Raw genomic sequence first — 24,572 nt, 5'->3', positions numbered from 1 at the left:
GGCGACGCGTGCCCCTACCCGGTGGCGAGTCGTCCCGACTGCGGCAGCCCTGGCCGGTGGTGTCAGGCCAGGATGTCGCGGCGCTCGTAGACGTCGGCGGCCTCGCGCACCAGTTCGGCGCACAGGGTCGCCGAGTACTCGCGTTCGAGCCGGTCGGCGATGTCGGTCAGCTGCTGTTTCGTCGACGCGTTCGGTCGCAGCGAGTTGTAGATCGACAGGACGAGGTCGTCCGGCAACGCGGTCAGCTCGGCGGCGCGGCGGAAGTTGCGTGCCAGTTGGGTGCGGCCCACCTGCTCGGCGATCTGTGCCTGCAACCGCAGCGTGTCAGGGGAGATGCGCAGGTCTTCGGCGGCGACGTCGCCGGAGAGCACAGCCTGCATTGTCAGCTCGTCGATCGGTTTACCCGTCGGAGTGCGGAGCAGCTCCGGCCGATGGGCCGCGAGCGGATAGTCGCGCCCCGGGTCGAGTTCCACCTGGTCGGGAAGCGTCACCGCCATCACCTGCCTTCGTCTGTGAAGCCGGTATCGGGTGTCGAATCTATGTGCAGCGAATCTAGGATCGGGGACGTTGCACCAACGTTGCACCCGACGTGGCGGGCGCCCCGCGTCGTACGCGGTGTTCGGTTGTGGATCGCCGACGGCGGCCCGTGGGTGGCCACCGTCGACCGTCGGCCTGCGGGGACCGTCAACGGTCACCGCACGCCTCGTCAGTCATCGTCGTCGCTGTCGAGCAGCCAGGCCAGCCGGGCGTCCGCGACCGGGCGACGCGGGTCGCCCGCCGGAAGGACGCGCGTGAGGTGTTCGAACACCTCGACGTCGTCGCGGCCGGGTTCCCCCTCGGACAGCGACCACAGGGCATCAGGGTCGCCGCTGTCGAGGACGGCCGTGCGCAGGGCCACGGTGCGCTGTTCGCGTTCCGCCCTGATCGTCGGCGATTCCGACCGGGGCAGCAGCGGTGCGGTCGCGATCGAGGCCGCGGTCACGACCTCGCCCGCGGCGAGGGCGTCGCGTACTCGCAGGAAGTCGGCGTCGACGTCGGCGGAAAGCCGGTACGGCTTGGCGAGCAGTGCATCGCCGAGCTCGGTACGCAACCGGTGCACCTCGGCGCGCACCGTCGTGGGGTTGCCTGCGTCGCCGTAGAGGTGCAACGCCAGTTGCTCCGCGGTCAGCCCTCCGGGATGTAGCGCCAGCAGCGCGAGAATCTCCGCCCTGCGCAGCGTCAACGGCACGGTGCGACCGCCCAGCTGCGCCTCGGGCGCCGAGCCGAGGAACGATAGCCGTAGGGTCGGCGCAGCCGGGCGCGTGGAGATCGTCTTCCCGCCCTTGCGCGGCAGCCGGAGCAGGTACCCGCCCGACAGCGGTTCGAGCAGCGCCTCGCGGCCGTCCAGGTCGATCCGGTCGCTGTCGGGGTCGACGGCGACGCGGTGGGGGAACGTGCCGAGCGGATTCGCGGCGATGACCCTGCCGGACGTCGTGAGCAGGGCGCCCGGTTCGCCGCCGAGTCGTTCGAGACGGGGCAGGTTCCGCCTGCGCAGGCGTTCGTCGGCGTCCTCCATACGCAGCCGCAGGTGGTTCTCCGCGACCTGCGCGGTGGCGTTGACCAGCGACACCATCGCCGGATGCAGCGTGTCCAGCCTGCCGCTGACGTCGATGGCGCCCAGCACCCTGCCGGTGTCGGGGTCGTGGATCGGGGCCGCGGCGCACGTCCACGAGTGGTAGGTGCGCACGAGGTGCTCGGCAGAGTAGATCTGCACCGGTGTGTTCGTGGCGAGGGCGGTCCCCATGGCGTTAGTGCCGATCGCCGACTCGGCCCAGCGCGTGCCCTCGCGCAGCCCGACGGAGTCGGCCAGCCTGCACACTCCGGAAGGGCCCTCCCGCCACAGGATCGTGCCGTCGGCGTCGGTGACGATCGTGATGTGCTGCGCCTCGTCGGCGATGCTCACCAGCAGTTCCCGCAGCGGTGGCAGCACCGTGTGCAGGGGGTGGGATTCGCGCACGTCGTCGATCTCGTCGTCGTCGTACACCAGCGGTGGCAGATAGTCGTCGGGATCCACGCCGGTCGCCAGTGACCGGCGCCAGGACTCCGAGATGACCGTCCGCGGTGCCGCCCGACCGCTCGCGCCGCCGATCTCCTCGTCACTGAGCGCGGCGTCGCGGATCTGCTGCAGCACTCGCTGCTGAGCGATCGGATCCGACGCGCTGTGCAGTGCGTTCGGGGCGGGTTGGGATCTCATGGACACTCCGCTACGGCGACGGTGACGGGCGGTGCTGTCGTTCGAGCATGCCCCGCTCGCGCTGCCGAGGGCAAGCAAATGACACGAGGTGCCCCTTGGTGCCACCCGCCCGGTGCGCCGCACGTCGCAGGCGTGCTGGTGCAACGCGCCTGCAACGTGGCGCTTCCTACGTTCGGCGTCGAAGGCAGTGAAATCGAGCAGAGAGGCTCTTTTCGGATGACCACTTACGCCGCACCGGGACAGCCAGGCAGCGTCGTCGCGTTCGAACCGCGGTACGACCACTTCATCGGTGGGGAGTACGTGCCGCCGGCCAAGGGTCAGTACTTCGAAAACCCGACACCGGTCACCGGAAAGGTGTTCACCGAGATCGCACGCGGCACGTCCGAGGACGTCGACCGCGCGGTGAAGGCCGCGACCGGTGCCGCCGACGCGTGGGGCCGCACGTCCCCCGCCGAGCGGGCGGTGCTGCTCAACCAGATCGCCGATCGGATGGAGGCCAACCTCGAGGCCATCGCCGTGGCCGAGAGCTGGGAGAACGGCAAGCCCGTCCGCGAGACGCTCGTCGCCGACATCCCGCTCGCCGTCGACCACTTCCGCTACTTCGCCGGTGCGATCCGCGCGCAGGAAGGCTCGATCTCGCAGCTCGACGCCGACACCGTGGCGTATCACTTCCACGAGCCGCTCGGCGTCGTCGGGCAGATCATCCCGTGGAACTTCCCGATCCTCATGGCGACGTGGAAGCTCGCTCCCGCGCTGGCCGCGGGCAACTGCGTGGTACTCAAGCCCGCCGAGCAGACCCCGGCCTCGATCCACGTGCTGCTGTCGCTGATCGCCGACCTGCTGCCCGCGGGCGTGTTGAACATCGTCAACGGCTTCGGCGCCGAAGCGGGCAAGCCGCTCGCCCAGCACCCCGGCATCCGCAAGGTCGCCTTCACCGGTGAGACCACGACGGGCCGGCTGATCATGCAGTACGCCAGCGAGAACATCATTCCCGTGACGCTAGAGCTCGGCGGCAAGAGCCCGAACATCTTCTTCTCCGACGTCGCCGCTGCCGACGACGCCTTCTACAACAAGGCGCAGGAGGGCTTCGCGATGTTCGCCCTCAACCAGGGCGAGGTGTGCACCTGTCCGTCACGTGCGCTGGTGCAGTCGTCGATCTACGACAGCTTCATCACCGACGGTGTCGCCCGCGTCGAGAAGATCCAGCAGGGCAATCCGCTCGACACCGACACGATGATCGGTGCGCAGGCCTCGAACGATCAGTTCGAGAAGATCCTGTCCTACATCGACATCGGCAGGCAGGAGGGCGCGAAGGTCCTCACCGGCGGTGAGAAGGCGGACCTCGGCGGCGAGCTGTCCGGCGGTTACTACATCAAGCCGACGGTGTTCGCCGGCGACAACAAGATGCGCATCTTCCAGGAGGAGATCTTCGGGCCGGTGGTGTCGGTGGCGAAGTTCGACGACTACGACGACGCCATCAAGACCGCCAACGACACGCTGTACGGCCTCGGTGCGGGCGTGTGGTCGCGGGACGGCAACACCGCGTTCCGCGCGGGCCGCGACATCGAGGCCGGTCGCGTGTGGACGAACTGCTACCACGCCTACCCCGCACACGCGGCGTTCGGCGGGTACAAGCAGTCGGGTATCGGCCGCGAGAACCACCGGATGATGCTCGACCACTACCAGCAGACGAAGAACCTGCTGGTGTCGTACTCGCCCGACGCGCAGGGATTCTTCTGACGGCCATGAGCAGAGTGGATCTCACCGACGCCGCGGCGGACCTGCTGCGACAACTGGCCGGCGAGCACGGGCCGCTGATGTTCCACCAGTCCGGCGGCTGCTGTGACGGCAGCGCTCCCATGTGCTATCCGGCCGGTGAGTTCCGCACCGGCGAGGCGGACGTCCACCTCGGCGACCTCGACGTCGCCGGGGTGGTCGATCCCGTTCCGGTGTGGATGTCGCGGGCGCAGTTCGAGTACTGGCAGCACACGCACCTGACCATCGACGTGGTGAGCGGGCGTGGCAGCGGATTCTCGCTCGAGGCGCCGGAGGGCGTGCGGTTCCTGATCCGTTCGCGGTTGCTGACCGACGACGAACTCGCCGAGATCGGACGGTCCTGACCCCGGCTGTCCGGCCGATCCTCGAACCCCGCCCACCCCGACCCGCGAGGCCCGTCCGCCGATGAGTCCACTATGGACGTACCGGCGGGCGGGCCTCGTGCCACGTTTCGCCTGCGGCGCGGCACCGCGACCCGACACCCTGGCCCGACACCGTGATCCGGTGTCGGGACCCGATGCCGTGGGCTGCGCTCCGGCGAGGGGAGGACTTGTCGCTCCCGCCCACCGCCACCCGCACGGACGCGCTCCGCGCGGCAGGATCGCTCTCCACCCCCAAGGTGCGCTCGAGGGCGGGCGTCCCGGATCGCTCACGGGGCGCGGTCGGGGACCGTGATGCGGTACTGGCGGATCTTGCGGTAGATCGTGGCCCTGCCGAGGCCCAGTTGCTCGGCCGCCTCGCTGACGGTCGTGCCCGGTTCGGTCAGGCAGCGAACGATCTCGTCGCGTTCCACCGACTGCAACCTGGTCAGCGGATGGCCCGGTCCGGTGAACACTTCGGTTGCCAGGTGGTGGAGGTCGATGCGGTCGGTCCTGGCCGCGGCCTCGCGGACGACCCGGCGGAGACTGCGGACGTTGCCAGGCCAGTCGAAGCCGGTCAGCGTCCGGGCGGCAGCAGGGGTGAAGTCGATCTCGCGACCCCGGGCCTGGTGGGCGAAATGCCTGGCCAGCGGCATGATGTCGGCGGGGCGGAACCGCAGGGCCGGCACTTCGACGACCACGTCGACCAGCTCGCGGAGCTCGGTCGGCAGCGTGTCCGCCGAGGCGGCGGTGACCACGTAGGGCTGGACGCCGTCGGTGGCCCGCACCCGGGTGAACAACTGCGCGAGCTCGGTCGTCGCCCACGCGGGTAGGCTGTCGACCCCGGACACGATCACACAGGTGCTCTCCTTACCGAGTTCGGGAACCCACAGCTCGAACCACGACTCGACGTCCTCGGGCGTGGGCGGCCGAGCGCTCAGTACCCGTTCGCGGCGCAGTTCGCGGCGCGCCAGGGACGCGAGTGCGGTCTTGCCGGTACCCGGTTCGCCGACCACGGCGACCGCCAGGCCGCGCCGGAACGCCGTGCGCGCCTCGGCGAACGCGCTGCGCCATCCCGCCGTGGGCAGGCCCTCCTCGGGTGCGCGCGAGCGGTCGGCGTAGACGCGGAACACCTCGCCGTGCGGGGTGGGAGGAGCGGCCCTGCCGGTTCCCCTGGCCAGCATCAACGCCGACGTGTTGGCCGCCGCCGACTGCGCCAGCGCCATCAGCAGTTCCGGCGCGGAATCGGACCAGGTCGTGAGGTTGACGCTGCCCGCGACGTCGCCCGTGGGGTCGACCACCGGTGCTGCCGCGCACGTGTATCCGCGCAGGCCGGTGCAGTAGTGCTCGTCGGCGCGCACCAGCGACGGCGCGCGGTCGGCCAGCGCGAGTCCGAGGCCGTTCGTGCCGGCGTTGCGCTCGGCGAAGTAGAAACCCGGGGCGAGGTGCACGCGGTCCAGTGAGCGGTTGATCGTGGCGTCCTCCGACAGCCTGCTCAGCACGAGCCCGTCCGGGTCGGTGATCATCATGCTGACCGGTTCGTTCGCCAGTGTCCGCTGCAGGCCGCGCAGTACCTCGTTGCCGCATTCGTACAGCAGCGATTCGGTGTCGACCGACCCCGTGAACACGGGCCGGATCTCGTCGGCCGCAAGGCCGTAGCGCTCGCTGCGGCGCCAGGATGCGCGGAGCCGTGGTGCTCCGCCCTGCGGGTCCGCGGAGAGCGCGAAGTCGTCGCGGTGCATGTGAGCCTCCCGAGCGCGTCATTGCGCCTTCCCGAGTCAGACAACCACAGCGTGCCCCGAACCTCAGCGGTCCAGGTGTCTCAAAGTGAGACACGCATGGGGTCCCGGGGACTCCCGGGCGCTCGTAGCGTTCCCGCACCACGTGCCACCGGCGCCACGTACGGGAGGAGACCCATGTACACCAAGGACGGCGAGAAGTACTTCATTCTCGACGCGCACGTAGCACTCTGGGACGCCCGTCCCGAGAATCAGCGCAACATCCACGGGAAGCAGTTCATCGACTGCTTCTACGACTATCACCGCAACCTCAGCCCGGAATCCGAGGTGTGGCCGTACGAGGAGTACCTGTACCAGGGCGGGGAGCGGCTGATGCGCGACCTGTTCACCGACGGCTACGTGGACCACGCGATCTTCCAGCCCGCGCTGCTGAGCGCGTTCTACAACAACGGGTTCGGCCAGACGGAGGAGGCGTTCGCGCTCGCGCAGCGGCATCCGGACAAGCTGACCTACAACCACTGCTGGGACCCGCGGTTCGAGCAGGCGGGACTCGACCAGCTCAAGCGCGACGCCGAGCGGTTCGGGCTGAAGGGCGTCAAGCTCTACACGGCCGAGTGGCAGGGGGATTCGCGCGGCTACAAGCTCGACGACCCGTGGTCGTACCGGTATCTGGAGGCCTGCCAGGAACTGGGCATCCGCAACATCCACATCCACAAGGGCCCGACGATCCGCCCGCTCGACCGAGACGCCTTCGACGTGGCCGACATCGACAAGGTCGCCACGGACTTCACTGATCTGAACATCATCGTCGAGCACTGCGGATTGCCGCGGCTCGAGGACTTCTGCTGGATCGCCACGCAGGAACCGAACGTGCACGCGGGCCTGGCGGTGGCCATGCCGTTCATCCACTCGCGGCCGCGCTATTTCGCCCAGATCATCGGCGAGTTGCTGTACTGGCTGGACGAGGACCGCATCCAGTTCTCCAGTGACTACGCGATCTGGACGCCGAAGTGGCTCGTGGAGCAGTTCGTCGACTTCCAGATCCCGGAGGACATGGTCGAGTACGCGCCGCTGACCACGGCGCAGAAGAAGAAGATCCTCGGGCTGAACGCGGCGAAGATGTACGACATCGACGTGCCCGCCGAATGCCGGTTGCCCTCCGGCGAGGACTCCACCGGCAACAAGACCGAAGCCGTGGCGGTGGCCTGATGGGTGCCGCGACGAACGAGCCGGCCGGCGCGGATGCCGCTGCCGTGGTGGGATCCGCGGCTGATGCGCCGCTGCTGGAGCGGGCACGTGCGGCGCTGGGCACCGTCGTCGATCCCGAACTCGACGAGCCGATCACCGACCTCGGATTCGTCCGGTCGATGGACGTCGCCGACGGTGAACTGGTGGTGCACCTGCGGCTGCCGACGTCGTTCTGCGCACCCAACTTCGCCTACCTCATGGCGTCGGACGCGAAGGACGCGCTGCTCGCACTCGGCGTCGCGGCCACGGTGCGGCTCGACGACCACCACGATTCGGAGATCATCAACCGCGGGCTGGCCGCCGACGCCGGTTACCGCGGCACGTTCGGCGACGAGGCCGACGAGGACCTCGACGACCTGCGGCTGACGTTCCGCCGCAAAGCGCACACCGCGGCGATGGAACGGGCGCTCACGCGGTACCTGCGTGCCCATCCCGACCTGCCGGAGGAGGGCCTGCACGCGGTCACGCTCGGCGACCTGCCCGCCGACGACGCCACCCGCGCGCTGCTGCGGCACCGCCGCACGCTCGGGCTGTCCACCGCGGCCGACCGGCCCGCGCTGATCGGCCCGGACGGTGAGTCCTGCTCACCGGAGGACGTGCCGTGGCGATTGCGGGTCGCGCGTTCGCTGCGCGTGTCGATGGACGGCAACGCGCATTTCTGCCGCGGTCTGCTGCGTACCCGTTACCCCGATTCGGCGGCCGACCAGTCGCCCCGAGCATTCCAGGAGAAGGTGTCATGAAAGCGATCCAGGTGGTCGGCTACCACGAGAAGCTGCGGCAGGCCGAGGTGCCGATGCCGGAGCCGACGGGGCCTTACGACGTCGTGGTGAAGATCGGCGGCGCGGGCGTGTGCCGCACCGACGTCCACATCCTCGAAGGCCAGTGGGCCGAGAAGTCCGGCGTCACGCTGCCTTACACGATCGGGCACGAGAACGCGGGCTGGGTGCACGCCGTCGGCAGCGCGGTCACCAACGTGGCCGAGGGCGACAAGGTGATCGTGCACCCGCTGGTGACGTGCGGTCTGTGCCGGGCCTGCCGGTCGGGTGACGACGTGCATTGCGGGCAGAGCCTGTTCCCCGGCATCGACACGCACGGTGGCTACGCCGAGTACCTCAAGACGTCGGCGCGCAGTGTGGTGCGGCTCGACGATTCGCTGGAGCCCGCCGATGTGGCCGCGCTCGCCGATGCGGGGTTGACGGCCTATCACGCGGCGGCCAAGGCGGCCGGGAGGTTGCGGCCCGGCGATCGGTGCGTCGTCATCGGTGCGGGCGGGCTCGGGCACATCGGCATCCAGGTGCTCAAGGCACTCACCGCCGCGGAACTGATCGTCGTCGACCGCAATCCGGACGCCGTGACGTTGGCGGTGTCCATCGGTGCTGATCACGGCGTCGTCGCCGACGGCACGCACGTGTCGCGGGTGCTGGAGCTGACCGGCGGCAACGGTGCGGAGGTCGTCGTCGACTTCGTCGGCGAGGGCGGGGCGACGGCCGAGGGGGTGCGCATGCTGCGTCGCGCCGGTGACTATCACGTGGTGGGATATGGCGAGAACATCGACGTCCCGACGATCGACATCATCTCGACAGAGATCAACTTTATCGGCAACCTGGTGGGCTCCTACAACGACCTGTGCGAGCTGATGGTGCTTGCTGCACAAGGCAAGGTGCGGCTGCACACCAGTAAGTACCCGTTGGAGCGGTTCCAGGATGCCATCGACGACCTGGAGGCGGGCCGGATCCGCGGCCGCGCCGTCCTCACGCCCTGACACCGACGACGAGGAGACGAAGCGATGATCTTCATTACCGCGAAGTTCCGGGTCAAACCCGAGCACGCCGATCGCTGGCCCGAGATCTCGAAGGCCTTCACCCACGCCACGCGCAACGAACCGGGCTGCCTGTGGTTCGAGTGGTCGCGCAGCCTCGACAACCCGAACGAGTACGTGCTCGTGGAGGCGTTCCGCGACGGCGACGCCGGCGCCGCGCACGTCAACTCCCAACACTTCAAGGCCGCACAGCAGACGCTGCCGCCGTACCTCGCCGCGACCCCGCGGGTGGTCAACACGACGGTCGACCAGGACGACTGGTCGGAACTGGGCGAGATGGCGGTCAAGTAGCCGCCTGCGGCCCAGCCGGCGGTGCGCCCCGCCAGCCCCGCCGGCCCTTCCGGCCCGGCAGCGCGGAACCCGTCGCCCCCGACGGCGACGGGTTCCCCGCCGGCTTGTGAGAGCCGGCGCATTCTCGCCACTCCCGAGCGGGCGAGTCTTGAGGAATACCCGGATGCCGGACGTCGAAAACCCAGGTCGGGTCGACGTTCGACGAGGTGCGGGGCGATCGGGTCGCGCTGCCGTCCGGCGTCACCGGTCGGCGAGGGTGCCCGCGAGACGGTGCAGGTACTCGGCGACCTCCGGTTCGGTGCGGTCGGGCAGGCCGAACAGCGTCTCGGTGACGCCTGCGGCGGCCCACTCGTCGAGCTGTTCGAGGTTCGGCTTGCCCGCCAGCGCGACGACCTCGGGCAGTCCGACGCGGCCGGCCTCCCGCCAGGTGCGGTGGAGAGTGGTGATCTTGTCGCGGATGTCGCCCTCGCCGGGTGTGGTCATCCAGCCGTCGCCGGTGCGGGCGATCCAGTCGAACGTCTTCGAGGTGCCCGCGGCGCCGACGACGATCGGCACGTCGCCGACGGGTTTCGGCCAGGCCCAGCTCGGCCCGAACGACACGAAGTCGCCGTCGTAGGTGGCCTCGTCGGCGGTCCACAGCGCGCGCATCGCCTCGATGTACTCGCGAAGCACCGTGCGCCGTTTGCCGGGAGGTACGCCGTGGTCGGCGAGCTCATCGGTGTTCCAGCCGAATCCGACGCCGAGTGTCACGCGCCCGCCCGCGAGGTGGTCGAGCGAGGCGATCGTCTTCGCCAGTGCGAGGGGATCGTGCTCGGCGGGCAGGGCTACGGCGGTGCCCAGCCGGATGCGGCTCGTGACGGCGGCTGCCGTCGACAGTGCGACCCAGGGGTCGAGCGTGCGCACGTAGCGGTCGTCGGGCAGTGAGGAGTCGCCGGTGCGCGGGTGTGCGGCGTCGCGGCGCACCGGGATGTGCGTGTGTTCGGGCACGCAGAACGAGGCGAATCCGGCCTCCTCGGCCAGGCGCGCCGCCGTGGCGGGTGCGATGCTGCGGTCGCTGGTGAACATGACGATCCCGTGGCGCATGCCCGTAAGTAGAACATGTTCTCGATAACTTCGGGAGGGTGTGGACCGGCGAGGCCGTCCGCAGGCAGGCTTCGCGGGCGCACGCGGAGCCGGCGGCCGGCGGGCATGCGACCCGCACATCGGAGGGTGGCTGTTCGCGCGAGTAGCCTGGTGGACTGTGTCCACTCCTCACGACGCCGCTCCCCTCCACGAGGCGCAGCGCAGGCGGTCGTTCGCCGTCATCAGCCATCCCGACGCCGGTAAGTCGACGCTGACGGAGGCGCTCGCGCTGCACGCGCGCGTGATCTCCGAGGCCGGCTCCGTGCACGGCAAGGGTGGCCGACAGGGCGTCGTGTCGGACTGGATGTCGATGGAGCAGGCGCGTGGTATCTCGATCACGTCGGCGGCGTTGCAGTTCGAGTATCGCGACTGTGTGATCAACCTGTTGGACACGCCGGGTCACGCGGATTTCTCCGAGGACACCTATCGGGTGCTGTCGGCGGTCGATTCGGCGGTGATGTTGCTGGATGCGGCCAAGGGGCTCGAGCCGCAGACGTTGAAGTTGTTCGACGTGTGCCGGCATCGGGGGATTCCGGTGCTGACGTTCATCAACAAGTGGGACCGGCCCGGCCGGGAGGCGCTCGAACTGTGCGACGAGCTCCTCGAGCGCATCGAACTGCAGCCCATGCCGCTGACCTGGCCCGTCGGATCGCCGGGGCACTTCCAGGGAGTGCTGGACGTGCCGACGGGGCAGTTCGTCCGCTACGCGCGGACCGCGGGCGGCGCGAAGGCCGCCCCCGAGGAGCACCTGTCGCCCGAGCAGGCCGAGGCGGAGGTCGGTGAGGACTGGACGACCGCGTGTGAAGAGTACGACCTGTTGCTCGAATCCGGCGGCGAGTTCGACGAGGAGCGGTTCCGCGACGCGAGCGCCACGCCGGTGCTGTTCGGCGCCGCGGTGCTCAACTTCGGCGTGCGCCACCTGCTCGACCTCGTCGTGGACCTCGCGCCCCGGCCGGCTCCGCGGGACGATGCCGACGGCGCGCCGCGGCCGCTGGACGGCGAGTTCTCGGCGTTCGTGTTCAAGGTGCAGACCGGGATGGATCGCGCGCACCGCGACCAGGTGGCGTTCGCCCGGGTGTGCTCCGGCGTGTTCGAACGCGGCATGGTCGTCACGAACGCCACGACGAAACGTCCGTTCGCGACGAAATACGTGCAGCAGGTGTTCGGGCAGAAAAGATCCACAGTGGACACCGCGTACCCCGGCGATGTCATCGGCCTCGTCAACGCCACGGCGCTGCGGGTCGGCGACACCCTGTACTCCGGCAAACCCGCGGTGCGCTTCCCCGGACTGCCGCAGTTCGCGCCCGCGCACTTCGCCGTCGCGACACCGTCGGACCTGAGCAAGGCCAAACAGTTCCGAAAGGGCATCGACCAGCTCGCCGCCGAGGGCGTGGTGCAGCTACTGACCTCGGATCTGCGCGGCGAGGGCGCCCCGGTGCTCGCTGCCGTCGGCCCGATGCAGTTCGAGGTGGCGACCCACCGGATGGAGCACGAGTTCAACGCTCCGGTGAAGCTGGACCGGCTGTCCTACAGTGCCGTCCGGAAACTGGGTGACTCGTCGCAGCGCGGCATCGTCGACGCGGGCAGGCGCAGCGAGGTCCTCGACCGCGCCGACGGCACCGAGCTGGCCGTGTTCGAGGACGAGATGTCGATGCGCATCCTCCTGCGCGCCAACCCGGAACTCGAACTCGAACCGCTGCTCGCCGAAGGCTGACGTCCACCGGGGCGGTTCATCGACCGCCCGTCGCGGGGCGCAGGAACAGGCCGTGGCAGACCTTCGGGTCGAACCAGGTGGACTTCGGCGGCATCACGTGACCGGCATCGGAGACGGCCATGACCTGGTCGAACCGCGGCGGACTCGGCAGGAACCCGACGGCGCCGTGCTCGTCGCACCAGTTCGCGATGGTCGCGGTGCCGACGTGACCGGGCAGCGGGGTGTGACCGCCCTCCCCGGCCGGCAATACCGGCGCGATGATCGCTTCGTCGAGCAGCACCGTGTCCACTGTGGATAGCGGGTGGACGGTGGTCGGGGGAGGCGTGGCGCTGCTCGGCCGGCGGAGCCACAGGCGGTACCAGCGGCCGTCCAGGTACATCGACACCGTCCCGTGGTCCGGCCGGATCTCGTCGGAGGGTGCGATCTCCTGGATTCGCGCCACCACGGGTTGCCGAGCCAGTCGATCGAGCAGGACCGGCGCCGGGGTGTCCGCCGGGAGCCGGACACACCGGGGATAGCCGAGGATGCGGAGTTGATCGCTCGGGAACAGCGCGGCGAGCGTGAACGACCCGGTCGGGGCGGCGCTGTGCTCGGCGGCCGCCATCCGGTGATGCCCGTCCGCGATGTAGAGCACCGCGAGCGCGGCCAGCTCGTCGTACACGGCCCGCACGGTCTCCGCGTCCTGCGCGATCCACACCGCGTGCTCCTCGTGTTCGCGGGTGACGCGCACGTGTGGCTCGCCCGCGGCGACGCGCGTGATCAGCTCATGCAGGGCTGGACGCTGGGGATAGGCGAGCGTGACGGGCAGCTTCTCGACGCCGCAGCGTTCGGTCAGCTCAGCCAGTTGCCGTTCCCGGTCGTGGTCGGTGGCCTCGTGCCGGCGGATCCGCCCTGTCCGGTAGTCGTCGACCGCGACCTCGACGACGACGCCGGTCTGCTGATGCGCACCGCTGGTCACCCGATAGACCAGCACGGCGGGGTCGGGGACGTGGTGCAGCACGCCGCGTTCCAGGAGGCCGGGCAGGTGCCCGGCGGTCGCCGGTTCCGGCAGGTACGCGGCGCGCTGCGGGTTCAGCACCAGCACGCGCGGCGGCCGGGTCGTGACACCCGCGTTCCAGTCGTCCCCGTGCAGCGCGGTCAGCTCGTGGGCGGGCAGCGGCTGCGGCGCGGTCATGGCCCGCCACCCGAGGTCGTGGAGGTGGGGGAGGACAGGGCGGCCTGTTCGAGCGCGTCGAGGTTGACGCAGTGTGGCGGGGCGTCCGAGGGCGCTGCGGCGGTGAAGGCGGTGACGATCCGCACCACCTCGGCGGCGACCGCGTGCTGGGCCTGTTCCGTGGAGGCGCCGATGTGGTGCGTGCCGTAGACGTTCGGGTGCTTGGCGAGCCGGGAAGTCACGGTCCCGGTGCTGGAGGTGGGCTCGTCGGCGTAGACGTCGAGACCCGCTCGCACACCGTTGCTCTCCATCGCCTCGATCAGCGCGTCCTCGTCGACGATGTCGCCGCGAGACGTGTTCAGCACGATCGCCCCCGGCGGCAGCTGCGAGAGCAGCTGCCGGTCGACCAGCATGCGGGTGTCGGCGGTGGCGGGCACATGGAACGACAGCACGTCGCAGGTGCGGGCCAGCTCGTCCAGCGAGTCGACGAAGACCGTGTCGATGGCGCGTGCCCGTTCCAGGGTCCGTTCGTCGCGGTCCGGTTTGGCCACCGCGTGGACGTCGGCGCCGAACGCAGCCGCGCGTTCGGCGAACGCCAGCCCGATGCCACCGAGTCCGACGACGCCCACCTTGCGGCCGTGGATACCCCGTGCCCGGGAATAGCGCTTCTTGTCCCAGCGGCCGGCACGCAGATCGGCCACGTTGTCGGGAATGCTGCGGTCCAACGCGAGCAGCAACCCCATGGTCAGCTCGGCGACCGCGATGGCGTTGCGACCCGGCACGTTGCAGACGTAGACGCCTCGACGTGCCGCGGCGTCGCGGTCGATCGTGTTGGTGCCGGAGCCGGCACGGATCACCAGGCGCAGCGAGTCGGCGGCCTCGACTGCGTCGGCGGTCACCGCGGTGCTGCGCACGATCAGCGCGTCGTGGCCGGCGAGTGCCCGGGCCAGCTCTTCGGCCGTGGTTTCGGGTTCGTAGGTGCAGTCATGTCCGTATGCGGCGAGTTCGGCGCGGTATTCGTCCGGGAACGCGTCGGCGACAAGGATCCTCATCGGCCACCTTCTCTCGGCGCGACGAACCTGTGGGGGTATCGGCGTGGGCGTGGGAGACGCGCCCGCGGCGACTCCTTCGACCCGCGGCCGCTTCTTCGGAGCGTTGTTGCGCATAGCACAATCAGTTGCCTATAACGCAATGGTGGAGACGCGGTCGAAGCACGTCAACACCGTGGGCCGACATCAACTGTGCGCGGCCACATGGGGTCGGTGCGGTGAGACTTTCGGTTCCGGTTGGCGGAAACCTCGTAGTCGACGGCGGTCGCCCTTCGCAGCGGCGCTGTCGGGCGTGTGGGGCCTGTAGGGCCTACGAACTTCCGTGGGCCTGCGAACTTCCGTAGGCCTGTGGGTTTCAGTCGCCGCACGTGCTCGCATCGGGGAGTTCGCTGCGGCTCGGGGCGCCGCCGTGGCGGGGGTGTCACAGCGAGTGACGTGTGGGTCCTGACGACGGTCGGTGCTCGGTCAGTCGCCGGTGTCGCGGAACGCGGCGTAGAGGCAGATGATCGCTGCGACGGTGAGCGCCGCCGCCAGCACGATCGGCCACCACACCGACATCGCGTCGGCCAGGAAGAACTGCAGTGCCGCTGTGACGGCGAACGCTACGGAGAGCAACACGAACAGCACTCGCTCGGCAGACGGTTGCTGGAATCGGAGGTCACTCAAGGGGCGCCGGAGCATCGCTCACCTCCTCAAGGGGACAGCTGCGGGCCAGGGACGGTGTCCGGTATGCATATCGCTGGGGCGTCCGAGAGGGTTACTGCCGAGTTGAAAAGCGACCTTCGTCGTCCACCGGATGGGTCATGACCTTGATCACGTCGAGTTACTACTTCGCCGCGTGTCCGAAGGTTGAAAACGCAGCTCGTTCGCTTCGCGTATGCCGAGAATCCTCGAACTGGTCGAGTCACCAGCGTTGACTCTCCAGGTCGTGCTGCATAACCTCCGCGCTGCGTGGTCGGGCCGCCCGCGGCAGTTGGCGACCCGGCCCGACGTGTAATCAGCTCGATGGGGGCGGGGGCCCTGGGCAGTCATCCGGCGTCGATGAAAGGGCCTCGAGGCGTGGTCACCAAGCCTTCCAGGCGTTCACTCCGCGGGCGTGTGCTCGCTGCCGCGCTTATACCCAGCGTGGCATTGTTGGTGGTCGGCGTCGTCGTGTCCGGCTACCTGATCTACGACGCCGTCAAGGGCCGCGACTTCGTCGTCCGGGTGCACGAGGCGGCCGAGCCCGGTGTCGACTTCTTCGGTGCGATCCGTGCCGAACGGAGACTCACCCTGGAAGCCCTCGCCGGATCGCCCTCGCAACGGGAACTCGCCGAACAACGCACCGCGACCGACGCGGCGACCAGAAACCTCATGGACGACGTCGACGGCATGGTCGACGGCGCGTCCGACGAGATCCGCGGCGTCATCGAACGACTGCGAGGTCAGCTCGGCGAACTCCAACGATTCCGCGGCCAGGTCGACGGCGCAGGCGGACCCGACGGCCCCTCACTGCAGGACGCCTATGACCTCTACAACCGGATCATCGACACGGTCGCGGCCGGGCTCACCGGAGTGGCCAGGCTGACCCCCGACGCCGAGACGGCGTACCTGCGCGTCCAGTCCATGCCCCTGTTCACGGCGGCCGACGGCATGGCACGAGCCGATGCGCTCGCCGCCGCCGGGCACGTCGCAGGCGGACTGACCGACGAGGAGTTCCGCACCTACGCGGGCCAGGTGGGCGCCTACCGTGCGCAGCTCGCGCGGTCGTCAATGACTCCCGAGGTGCGCGCCGAGTACGAACGGCTCGTGGGCAGCGACGCGTGGCGGGTCGTGTCCCGGGTCGAGAACGCGTTCCTCGAAGGCGGCACCCAGCAGGTTCCGGTGTCACCCGAGCGGTGGCACGAGGCTGCCAGCGAGGTCGGCGGGGCGTTGATGTCGCTGTACATCGAACAGAGCACCCACGCCACGAACGAAGGCGTCGAGCGTGCCGATCGCACCCTCGTCGGCGCACTCGTCGCAGGCGGTGCCTCGCTCGTCGTCGGATCGCTGCTGATTTTCTTCGCGTGGCGGCTCGCGCAATGGCTGGTGCGGCGGCTCGTGCGGCTTCGCGAGGAAACGCTCGACCTCGCCGACAACCGGCTGCCGGACCTCGTCGGACGCGTGCGGGCAGGCGAGAACGTCGACGTTGTCGAACTCGAATCGGTCGACCACGGCGAGGACGAGATCGGCCAGGTCGCCGATGCGTTCCGGAAAGCGCAGCGCACCGCGGTTGCCGCGGCCATCGAGGAGTCGCGGGTGCGCGAGGGCACCAAGACGGTGTTCCTCAACATCGCCCACCGCAGCCAGGTGCTCGTGCATCGCCAGCTCAAGGCGATCGACGACGCCGAGGAGTACCTGGACGATCCGCAGCAGCTCGAGATGCTGTTCCGCGTCGACCACTTCGCCACTCGTGCCCGCCGCAACGCCGAGAACCTGATCATCCTCGGCGGACAGCAGCCGGGCAGGCGGTGGCGCAATCCCGTGTCGATCGCCGATCTCGTGCGCGGCGCGAACGCCGAGATCGAGCAGTATCGGCGGGTCGACGTGGCGACGCTGCCGGACGTCGCCGTGATCGGTCCGGCCGTCGGTGACGTCGTGCATCTGCTGGCGGAACTGCTGGACAACGCGACGGCGTTCTCCCCGCCCGATTCGCGCGTCGTGGTGCGCGGCGACGCGGCCGAGGCGAAGGGCGTGGTTCTCGAGGTGGAGGACCAGGGGCTCGGCATCGAGGAAGAGGACGCCGAACGGCTGAACACGCTGTTGGCCGAGCCGCCGGACTTCAGCTTCATGGCGCTGTCCGACGAGCCACGGCTGGGCTTGTTCGTGGTCGCGCGGCTGGCCGCGCGGCACGGCATCCAGGTGCGGCTCCGGGAAGCGATTCACGGGGGTACTCGCGCCGTCGTGCGGCTGGACCCCGAGCTGCTCGGCACGCTGCCCGAACACGACCGCCGCGACGGCGGCCGAGGCCCCGACACCGGCTCCAATACGGCCGTCGGCTGGCCGACCGCGGAGCCGTCCGATGCGGCGGGCTCCGCGCGGACGGGTGCCGCACAGGCCGACCCCCGGACCGGTGGCGCGCGCGACGGCCGATCCGGGGGCGACGAGGCCGCAGGCGGCGCCGCTCCGGGCCACGGATTCGCGACCGCGGCATCGGTGAGCGCGATCCTGTCCGGCTCCCAGCCGAAGGTCGAAGCGCCGGGAGCCGGATGGTTCGGTTCGACGAGCACGTCGGCCCAGCAGGAGCCGGCCCGACAGGGCGACGAACGGCAGGCACACCCGCAGCAGGCCGCACATCAGGAACCGGGTGCGGAGCAGGAACACACCGCACCGCAGGAACACGGCGGTGCTGAGCAGGTACCTGGAGCTGCACGAGAGGGGACGCCGGAGCTGCCGGCCGCACCGGACGGCCAGGTGAGGGAATGGCCGGATCCCGGGCGGTCGGCCCAGGGGCAGGTCGCGGAGCCGCAGCAACGGCCCGACCCTCGGTCGCCGCTGGAATCCCGGTCGTCGCAGTCCACCCGGTCGCAGGACTGGTCCGAGTCGAGGCAGTCGGATTCCCAGCAGCCGGATTCCCAGCAGTCGGAGTCACCGCACGAGGAGCCACGGCACGCGGAGTCACCGCAACCGCACGGGCAGTCTGGCCGGCAGCAACCACAGCCGCGTCGTGCCTCGCGTCAGCGGCCGTGGGCCGACCAGCGTTCCGAATCGTGGCCGTCCTCGGGTGTGGAACGTCCCGTTGGCCGGCCGGGGCGCGCCCCTTCGGTACAGGACCGCTTCCTTCGCGACGAACATGCCGGTGATGAGTCCTCGGCAGGCGACCACAGGGCGGCATCACGTGGGCAGCCCGGGCAGGAGCCTTCGCGCCGGCGGCGGTCCCAATCGCCGGCCGACCCAGAGCAGCAGGTGCAGTCACCGGCCGGGCAGTCGCCGACTGAACAGTCCGAGGGGCCGTCGACGGCCGCAGGATGGGCGGAAGCACGGCGCCCGGCACCCGGTTCGGTAGCACCCGGTTCGGCGGCACTTGGTTCGCAGACACTTGGGTCTGCGGCACCGGCCGAGCCGTCGACGTCGGGTTCGGCGGCATCCGGGCAGCCACAGTCGCCGGGGGAGTCGTCAGGTGGCGGTATGCCGCCGCGACCGCGGAACCCACTGCACCATTCCGGCCAGCAGCCCGCAGTGCCGCCGGCGGGGGCCACGGGGGCCGGTGGACGCGGGGGATCGGCCGGACTTGCGGGAGGTACCGGCGCTGGGGGAGCTGCCGGGGTCGGCGGTGCACGCTCGAAACCGCCGTTGCCGCGGAGGCGCAAGCAGGAGAACCTCGCTCCGCAGCTTCGGGAAGCGCCGCAGGACGCGCCGGAGTCGTCGGAGCCGGGGACGGAGGACCGGGGCGCGAACGCCGACGCGGCGAGGAACAGGTTCGCGGGATTCCAGCGTGGCACGCAACGTGCGCGCCAGGATCAGGGGAAGCGAGAAGGCACCGGCCTTTTCGCAAGTGGGGAAGGACCAGGATGACAAGCAGGGGTAGTGAGCTCGGCTGGTTGCTCGACGATCTGGTGCAGCAGGTCGCCGGCGCCGACAGGGCGGTGGTGCTGTCGGCGGATGGCCTGTTGATGGGCAACTCCAGCAACATGGCCGCCGAGGAGGCCGAGCACCTGTCGGCGGTCGCGTCGGCGTTCCAAAGCCTGGCGAAAGGAACCGGCCGCCAGTTCGGTGGTGGTGGCGTGCGGCAGACGCTCGTGGAGATGGACCACGCGTTCCTGTTCGTCACGGCTGCCGGCAGCGGGGCGTGTCTCGCCCTTCTGACGTCGGCCGATGCGGATATGGGCATGGTGGCCTACTCCATGAACATGATGGTGAAGCGAGTCGGTGCGGTATTGAGCGCGGCACCTCGGACGTGACGGACCCTCGCGGTCGGCACGTCGCCGCCCGCGTGGTTGGATCGCCTGCGAACATGTGCCACTACCGCGAGGACGCTCCAGCGGATCCGAACACGAAACGTACGCAGGCGGTTTTCCATGACACCCGGACAGCCCGAACCCGGCAGTGGAGAGACCACGGCCGCGAAACTGCTGATCGCCGGCGGCTTTGGCGTCGGTAAGACGACCCTGGTCGGTTCCGTCAGTGAGGTACCGCCACTACGAACCGAAGAGGCGATCACCGAGGCGTCCGCGGGCACCGACGATCTGACCGGCGTCGAGTCGAAGGTCAGTACCACCGTGGCGTTGGACTTCGGCCGCATCACGATCAGCCCTGAGCTGATTCTGTACCTGTTCGGTACGCCGGGGCAGGACCGGTTCTGGTTCATGTGGAACGAGCTTGCGGAGGGTGCGATCGGTGCCGTCGTACTGGCCGACCCCCGGCGTCTCGAGGCGTGCTTTCCGGCGGTCGACTTCTTCGAGCGGCGCAGCGTGCCGTTCATCGTGGGTGTCAACTGTTTCGACGGCGCCCACCGCTACACGGCCGACGAGGTTCGGGACGCTCTCGACATCGCACCCACCGTGCCGCTCATGCTGTGCGATGCGCGCGACCGCGCGTCGTCGAGGGATGTGCTGATCGCGCTCGTCGAACACGTCATGCACCAGTACGACCTGGCCCATTCGGCACCGTCCTGAGCCGTGTCGTGATCATTCGGTCATCGGCGCCTCCGTCGGCCTGCGGCCCTGGATGGATGCGTCGAGCAGCTGCACCGGATGCAACATCGGCACGTCGTCCAGGAAACGCCGCAACTGGAGCAGACAACCCGGGTTGGCCGTGACCAGCAGTTCGGGGGAGACCGCTCGCACGTTCCGCGCCTTGCGTTCGCCGAGTTCCTCGGCTGGCTCGGGGTTGGTCATGTTGTAGATCCCGGCGGAGCCACAGCACAGTTCGGCCTCGGGCAGGTCGACCAGGTCAACGCCTGGGATGGTCCGCAACACCGACCGGGGCTGTTCCCGGATTCCCTGTGCATGGCCGAGATGACACGCGTCGTGGTATGCCACCTTCGCGTCGATACGGTGCCGTTCTGCCTGTGGCTCGAGCTCGGCGAGCAGCTCCGTGACATCCCGTACCTTCTCGCTGAAAGCCGTTGCCCGCTCCCTCCACTGTGGATCATCTGCGAGTAGGTGGCCGTACTCCTTCAACGAGGATCCGCATCCGGCCACGTTCACGACGATGTTGTCCACCGGAAGCTTCTCGAACGTCGCGATCGTCTGCTTCGCACGTTCGCGGGCATGCGGCTCACGTCCGGCGTGCAGTCCGAGTGCGCCGCAGCATCCCTGCTCGCGTGGAGTGAGGACCTCGCAGCCTTCCGCCGCGAGCACACGCTGGGTCGCAGTGTTCACTTCGTGGAAGAACACGTCCTGCACGCACCCCGACAGCAACGCCACACGTTTGCGCGGTGCGCCGGCCGGGCGCACCCGACGCGGAAGGCTCGCGAACGCCGACCGCAGTCGGACCTGCGGCATCAACGCCTGTGCTGCCCGCAGCCGCGGCGGTAGTATCCGTGCGGCGAGCGCCGGCAGGCGCAGTTTCTGGTAGAGCGCACCGCCGAGGGCCGCTGCACGCAGCCGGCGCCGGTAGGGGAACAGCGCGAAGATTCCGTTCCGGAACCAACGGTCCGATCGGGCACGCGGTACGTTCCGCTCGACCTGCGGCCGCGTCGCCTCGAGGAGACGGTCGTACTGCACGCCGGACGGGCACGACGTCACGCACGCCATACATCCGAGGCAGGCATCGATGTGTTCGGTGAACGCGCCCTCGAGTTCGATCTCACCGCGCTCGGCGAGATCCATCAGGTAGATCCGTCCGCGCGGCGAGTCCATCTCCTCACCCCACAACTGGTAGGTGGGGCAGGTCGGCAGGCAGAACCCGCAGTGGACGCAGTCGTTCAGCAGTTCGCGCGACGGCGGGTTGGTCGCGTCGAAACTCGAGTCCGTCACGAGTCCTCCTGTTCCGTTCCGGCAGGTTCCGTCCCACCGGAGTCGGTTGGTGCCTGGGTCCTGGCCACCGGCCGCAACGCCGCGTCGTCCGGGGTCACCGCTCCGTGCGCCGTCTCGTCGGCGGAATCTCCGGATGCTGTCGGCGACGCGGTCCGAGACGCCGCCCTCGACGGAGTCGTACCGGTGCTCGTGTCCCTGCCGGCGGGTTCGGCTGATGCGGCTGCGGCCGGTTTGAGCCACGTTCCGAAACGTTCGGCATCCAGCCGGAAGGCCGGGTCCAGTTCGCGTTTGATCGCCCGCAGCACGTGCAATGCGGACGGCTGCTGCCCCCACGACCGTGCCTGCCCACCGCTCGCGCTCCGCCGCACGGAGGTCCCTCCTGCTTCCGTGACGGCGTCATGGACGTGGTCGACCTGCGCTGCAGGTACCGAGAGCGTCGCGACACCGGTGGCCAGCCCGGCCACCGCCGGCGAGTCGAACCGGCCGAGGACACCGGGTAGGCGACTCGGCCTGCAGCCGACCCGTACCGTCGCGTCGTCGACCAACCGAGCGTGCCGTTGCCATGATTCCGCTGCCTCGTCATCCGACAGCGCTCGGCCTCCGGTCAGTTCGACGAGCCTTCGCGCCCTGGCTGTGGTGCCGTCGGTCGTGCCCTCGATGCGGACGAGCAGCGTGCCGTCGGCCCACTCGAGTGACACCGGTTCCTGTGCCTCGGCCAGCAATGACCGCGTGTGGTCGGCGGCTTCGGGCAGTGTGCAGTCCAGCGCCACGGTGCGTTGTGCCTCCGGAGCGGGATGCAAGCGCAACACCACCTCGGCCATCAGGCCGTATGCGCCGTACGAGCCGTGCATCAGCTTCGCCAGGTCGTAGCCCGCGACGTTCTTGATGACGTGCCCGCCCGTCCTGGCGGGGGTGCCGTCCGCCAACACCACGGTCGCTCCGATGACAAGGTCACGCATGGATCCGTAGCCGAGTGCCAGTGGGCCCGAATCGGCGGTTGCGATCAGGCCCGCGACGGTCGCGCCCCGACGTACTCGCGCGGCGTCGAATGCCACGCGCTGGCCGTGCTGGGCGACCTCGTCCTGTAACTGGTCCAGCGGTGTGCCTGCGCCGACGGAGACCGTCATGTCGGCCGGGTTGTAGGCGCGGATCCCGGTGAGGCCCGTCGTGTCGACGACGACGTCGGCCGCGCCGATGGTGCCGGCCCAGGAGGCGGCTGTGCCGGCACCCTGAATTCGTACCGTGCCCCCGGTCTCGGCGAACGCCTCGCACGCCGAACGCAGGTCCGTCGGTGTCAGAATCGTGGCGGTCATAGACGCTCGATCACCCCGGCCTCTTCCAGCGGGTGCGGCCGGTACCGGCCCGGCTGTTCTCCGCACAGTCTCGGTGTGGGCAGCAGCTTGCCCGGATTGCACAGATGCTGCGGATCGAATGCCGTCCTCACCCTGTCCATCGTGGAAAGGTCGGCCTCGCCGAACATGCGCGGCATGGAGCAGGCTTTGTCCGTGCCGATTCCGTGTTCGCCGGACAGCGAGCCCCCGAGTTCCACGCACAGTTCCGCGATGTCGGTGGACAGTTCTTCGGCGCGTTCCAGCTCGCCCGCATCCTCGTCGAACAACACCAACGGGTGCAGATTGCCGTCGCCCGCATGGAAGACGTTCGCCACGCGCAGACCGGCATCACGGCCCATGTTCTCGATCCGGTTCAGCACTTCCGCGAGTCGTGTCCGCGGAACGACCCCGTCCTGCACGATGTAATCGGGGCTGATTCGCCCCACCGCGGCGAAAGCAGCTTTGCGGCCCTTCCAGATCCTGGCCCGCTCCGCTGCGGTCTCGGCGATGTGCAGCCGCGTACAGCCGTGCCGGTCACAGATCGCGCGGACTTCGGCGAACTGAGCCTCGCACTCGGACTCGGGCCCGTCGAGTTCGACCACGAGCGCCGCAGGCGTCGACAGGGTGTATCCCGCGCCGACCGCTTTCTCTGCGGCTTGGATCGCCAGATTGTCCATCATCTCGACCGCCGCGGGGATGATGCCGGCGGCGACGAGGTCACTGACGACGTCGCCCGCCGCCGTCACGGAGGGGAAGTCCGCGAGCAGTGTGCGCACGGTCTCCGGAGTGCGGAGAAGGCGCACCGTGATGTCACACGCGATGCCGAGCGTCCCCTCCGAACCTATGACCACACCTCGTAGATCGGGGCCGAGTTGTTCGTCGGTGTCACCGCCGAGTGTCACGATCTCCCCGTCGGGAAGCACGACGGTCATGGACAGCACGTGATTCGTGGTGAAGCCGTACTTGAGGCAGTGCGCACCACCGGAGTTCTCCGCGATGTTGCCGCCGATCGTGCAAACCTGCTGACTCGACGGGTCAGGGGCGTAGTACAGCCCGTGTGCGGCAGCAGCTTTCGTGATGTCGAGGTTCGTGACGCCCGGCTGCAACACCGCTCTTCGGTCGATCGGGTCGATGTCCACGATCTCGCGCATTCGCTGCAGTGAGATCACGACGCCGTCGGCGACCGGCATTGCACCGCCCGACAGTCCGGTGCCCGCGCCGCGTGCGACGAACGGGACGCCGTGCCGATGACAGGCGCGTACGGCGTTTGCGACGTGCTCGGTGGCGCGTGGGAGTACGACGAGTGAAGGTATTTGCCGAAAGCCGGTCAGGCCATCGCATTCGTAGCTGCGTAGCTGTACCGGATCGGAGATGACGTTCTCCGTGCCGACGGCCGCGACCAGTGCGTCGTGGGCTGCGCGGTCGAGCATCGTCGCTCTCCTTCCGCAATCGTGCGGTGGTGTCCGAACCGTCTGCGTTCGAACGTCGGCCCGAGACTGAGGGGCTCGGGCGGGCGGATCAGGTCCGGTCCGCTCTTCTCTCCGGTGTCCGTGGGTTCCGATTCCCGGGTACCACGTCGAGGGATGGAAGTCGACGGACGCCGAACTGATATCTCCTTTTTCGGAATATGAAATTTCAATATCGTCACAAGAAACTTTAGTTCCGGCGAGGCCCCGTGAGTCAACCCCGATCCGGGCGACCTGTCACTGCCGAAGCGTCGCCCACTGTGGCTGCCGGGGATCTGCGGGCGGTGTGGCCGCAGCCCTGATTGCTTGGACTCCATTGATACCACTGTCGTCG

At 69.3% G+C, this 24,572-nt stretch carries 20 protein-coding genes; 10 read left to right on the top strand and 10 right to left on the bottom strand.

Translation table 11 applies throughout. The annotated features are described in order from the left end of the window. Window positions 1-62: 62 nt before the first annotated feature. Together FB384_RS06490 and FB384_RS06485 are read right to left on the bottom strand one after the other, a co-directional pair. Window positions 63-491, bottom strand: a complete 429-nt coding sequence (locus tag FB384_RS06490; RefSeq protein WP_258937864.1) for a diol dehydratase small subunit — start codon at window positions 489-491, stop codon at window positions 63-65. 215 nt (window positions 492-706) lie between these two features. Further along, entirely contained in the window at window positions 707-2,233 is a 1,527-nt protein-coding gene (locus FB384_RS06485; RefSeq protein ID WP_183780184.1) for a helix-turn-helix domain-containing protein, read from the bottom strand. 216 nt (window positions 2,234-2,449) lie between these two features. Between FB384_RS06485 and exaC the strand changes: the two genes are divergently transcribed. Then, window positions 2,450-3,973, top strand: coding sequence for an acetaldehyde dehydrogenase ExaC (exaC, locus tag FB384_RS06480; RefSeq protein ID WP_183780181.1), 1,524 nt, complete (start codon window positions 2,450-2,452; stop codon window positions 3,971-3,973). Between the two features lie 5 nt (window positions 3,974-3,978). Then, the gene (locus tag FB384_RS06475; protein WP_183780178.1) at window positions 3,979-4,353 is read left to right on the top strand and encodes a DUF779 domain-containing protein; all 375 of its coding nucleotides are present in this window, start codon (window positions 3,979-3,981) and stop codon (window positions 4,351-4,353) included. 305 nt (window positions 4,354-4,658) lie between these two features. Here FB384_RS06475 and FB384_RS06470 read toward each other — a convergent pair whose 3' ends face one another. After that, window positions 4,659-6,110, bottom strand: coding sequence for an AAA-type ATPase lid domain-containing protein (locus FB384_RS06470; RefSeq protein WP_183780175.1), 1,452 nt, complete (start codon window positions 6,108-6,110; stop codon window positions 4,659-4,661). Between the two features lie 174 nt (window positions 6,111-6,284). Here FB384_RS06470 and FB384_RS06465 point away from each other — a divergent pair, with 174 nt between their 5' ends. The 4 genes from FB384_RS06465 to FB384_RS06450 are packed head-to-tail and all read left to right on the top strand — an operon-like array spanning window position 6,285 to window position 9,465. Next, entirely contained in the window at window positions 6,285-7,316 is a 1,032-nt protein-coding gene (locus tag FB384_RS06465) for an amidohydrolase family protein (protein WP_183780172.1), read from the top strand. Beyond that, window positions 7,316-8,095 carry an iron-sulfur cluster assembly protein gene (locus tag FB384_RS06460; RefSeq protein ID WP_183780169.1) on the top strand — a complete coding sequence of 260 codons (780 nt, stop codon included), beginning with the start codon at window positions 7,316-7,318 and terminating at the stop codon, window positions 8,093-8,095. Before FB384_RS06465 ends, FB384_RS06460 begins: the two co-directional genes overlap by 1 nt. After that, on the top strand, window positions 8,092-9,117 hold the full coding sequence (locus FB384_RS06455) for an NAD(P)-dependent alcohol dehydrogenase (protein ID WP_183780166.1): 1,026 nt from the start codon (window positions 8,092-8,094) through the stop codon (window positions 9,115-9,117). Before FB384_RS06460 ends, FB384_RS06455 begins: the two co-directional genes overlap by 4 nt. 24 nt (window positions 9,118-9,141) lie before the next feature. Beyond that, window positions 9,142-9,465, top strand: a complete 324-nt coding sequence (locus tag FB384_RS06450; RefSeq protein WP_183780163.1) for a putative quinol monooxygenase — start codon at window positions 9,142-9,144, stop codon at window positions 9,463-9,465. Between the two features lie 240 nt (window positions 9,466-9,705). Here the strand turns inward: FB384_RS06450 and FB384_RS06445 are convergent, their stop codons facing one another. Further along, the gene (locus tag FB384_RS06445) at window positions 9,706-10,548 is read right to left on the bottom strand and encodes an LLM class F420-dependent oxidoreductase (protein ID WP_183780160.1); all 843 of its coding nucleotides are present in this window, start codon (window positions 10,546-10,548) and stop codon (window positions 9,706-9,708) included. A 157-nt stretch (window positions 10,549-10,705) separates the two neighbouring features. On the opposite strand from FB384_RS06445, the gene FB384_RS06440 reads away from it, so the two are divergent. Continuing rightward, a complete protein-coding gene (locus tag FB384_RS06440; protein WP_183780158.1) occupies window positions 10,706-12,301 on the top strand; it encodes a peptide chain release factor 3 in 1,596 nt (531 codons plus the stop codon). Between the two features lie 16 nt (window positions 12,302-12,317). Here the strand turns inward: FB384_RS06440 and FB384_RS06435 are convergent, their stop codons facing one another. The 3 genes from FB384_RS06435 to FB384_RS06425 all read right to left on the bottom strand — a co-directional run bounded on the left by FB384_RS06435 (window position 12,318) and on the right by FB384_RS06425 (window position 15,184). Continuing rightward, a complete protein-coding gene (locus FB384_RS06435; RefSeq protein ID WP_183780156.1) occupies window positions 12,318-13,475 on the bottom strand; it encodes a DUF1015 family protein in 1,158 nt (385 codons plus the stop codon). Next, entirely contained in the window at window positions 13,472-14,506 is a 1,035-nt protein-coding gene (locus FB384_RS06430; RefSeq protein ID WP_183780154.1) for an NAD(P)-dependent oxidoreductase, read from the bottom strand. Before FB384_RS06430 ends, FB384_RS06435 begins: the two co-directional genes overlap by 4 nt. A gap of 462 nt (window positions 14,507-14,968) precedes the next feature. Then, window positions 14,969-15,184 (bottom strand): hypothetical protein, encoded by a 216-nt coding sequence (locus FB384_RS06425; RefSeq protein ID WP_183780152.1) that lies wholly within the window; start codon window positions 15,182-15,184, stop codon window positions 14,969-14,971. A gap of 444 nt (window positions 15,185-15,628) precedes the next feature. Between FB384_RS06425 and FB384_RS06420 the strand changes: the two genes are divergently transcribed. The 3 genes from FB384_RS06420 to FB384_RS06410 all read left to right on the top strand — a co-directional run bounded on the left by FB384_RS06420 (window position 15,629) and on the right by FB384_RS06410 (window position 20,136). Further along, window positions 15,629-19,036 carry a sensor histidine kinase gene (locus FB384_RS06420; protein WP_323985143.1) on the top strand — a complete coding sequence of 1,136 codons (3,408 nt, stop codon included), beginning with the start codon at window positions 15,629-15,631 and terminating at the stop codon, window positions 19,034-19,036. Beyond that, entirely contained in the window at window positions 19,033-19,422 is a 390-nt protein-coding gene (locus FB384_RS06415) for a roadblock/LC7 domain-containing protein (RefSeq protein WP_183780148.1), read from the top strand. Before FB384_RS06420 ends, FB384_RS06415 begins: the two co-directional genes overlap by 4 nt. A 117-nt stretch (window positions 19,423-19,539) precedes the next feature. Then, entirely contained in the window at window positions 19,540-20,136 is a 597-nt protein-coding gene (locus FB384_RS06410) for a GTP-binding protein (RefSeq protein ID WP_183780146.1), read from the top strand. Window positions 20,137-20,148: 12 nt separating this feature from the next. On the opposite strand, the gene FB384_RS06405 is transcribed toward FB384_RS06410, so the two are convergent. From FB384_RS06405 to FB384_RS06395, 3 genes are read right to left on the bottom strand one after another with little or no spacing between them, the layout of a single operon-like run. Then, the gene (locus FB384_RS06405; protein ID WP_183780143.1) at window positions 20,149-21,441 is read right to left on the bottom strand and encodes a (Fe-S)-binding protein; all 1,293 of its coding nucleotides are present in this window, start codon (window positions 21,439-21,441) and stop codon (window positions 20,149-20,151) included. Next, window positions 21,438-22,754 carry an FAD-binding oxidoreductase gene (locus tag FB384_RS06400; protein WP_183780140.1) on the bottom strand — a complete coding sequence of 439 codons (1,317 nt, stop codon included), beginning with the start codon at window positions 22,752-22,754 and terminating at the stop codon, window positions 21,438-21,440. The genes FB384_RS06405 and FB384_RS06400 overlap by 4 nt, the downstream gene beginning before the upstream one ends. Then, window positions 22,751-24,202 (bottom strand): FAD-binding oxidoreductase, encoded by a 1,452-nt coding sequence (locus FB384_RS06395; RefSeq protein ID WP_183780137.1) that lies wholly within the window; start codon window positions 24,200-24,202, stop codon window positions 22,751-22,753. Before FB384_RS06395 ends, FB384_RS06400 begins: the two co-directional genes overlap by 4 nt. Between the last annotated feature and the right edge of the window lie 370 nt (window positions 24,203-24,572).

Origin of the sequence: Prauserella sediminis (genome assembly GCF_014195435.1) — a bacterium.
Taxonomy (GTDB): Bacteria; Actinomycetota; Actinomycetes; order Mycobacteriales; family Pseudonocardiaceae; genus Prauserella; species Prauserella salsuginis.
This window is presented reverse-complemented; position numbering and strand designations above follow the sequence as displayed.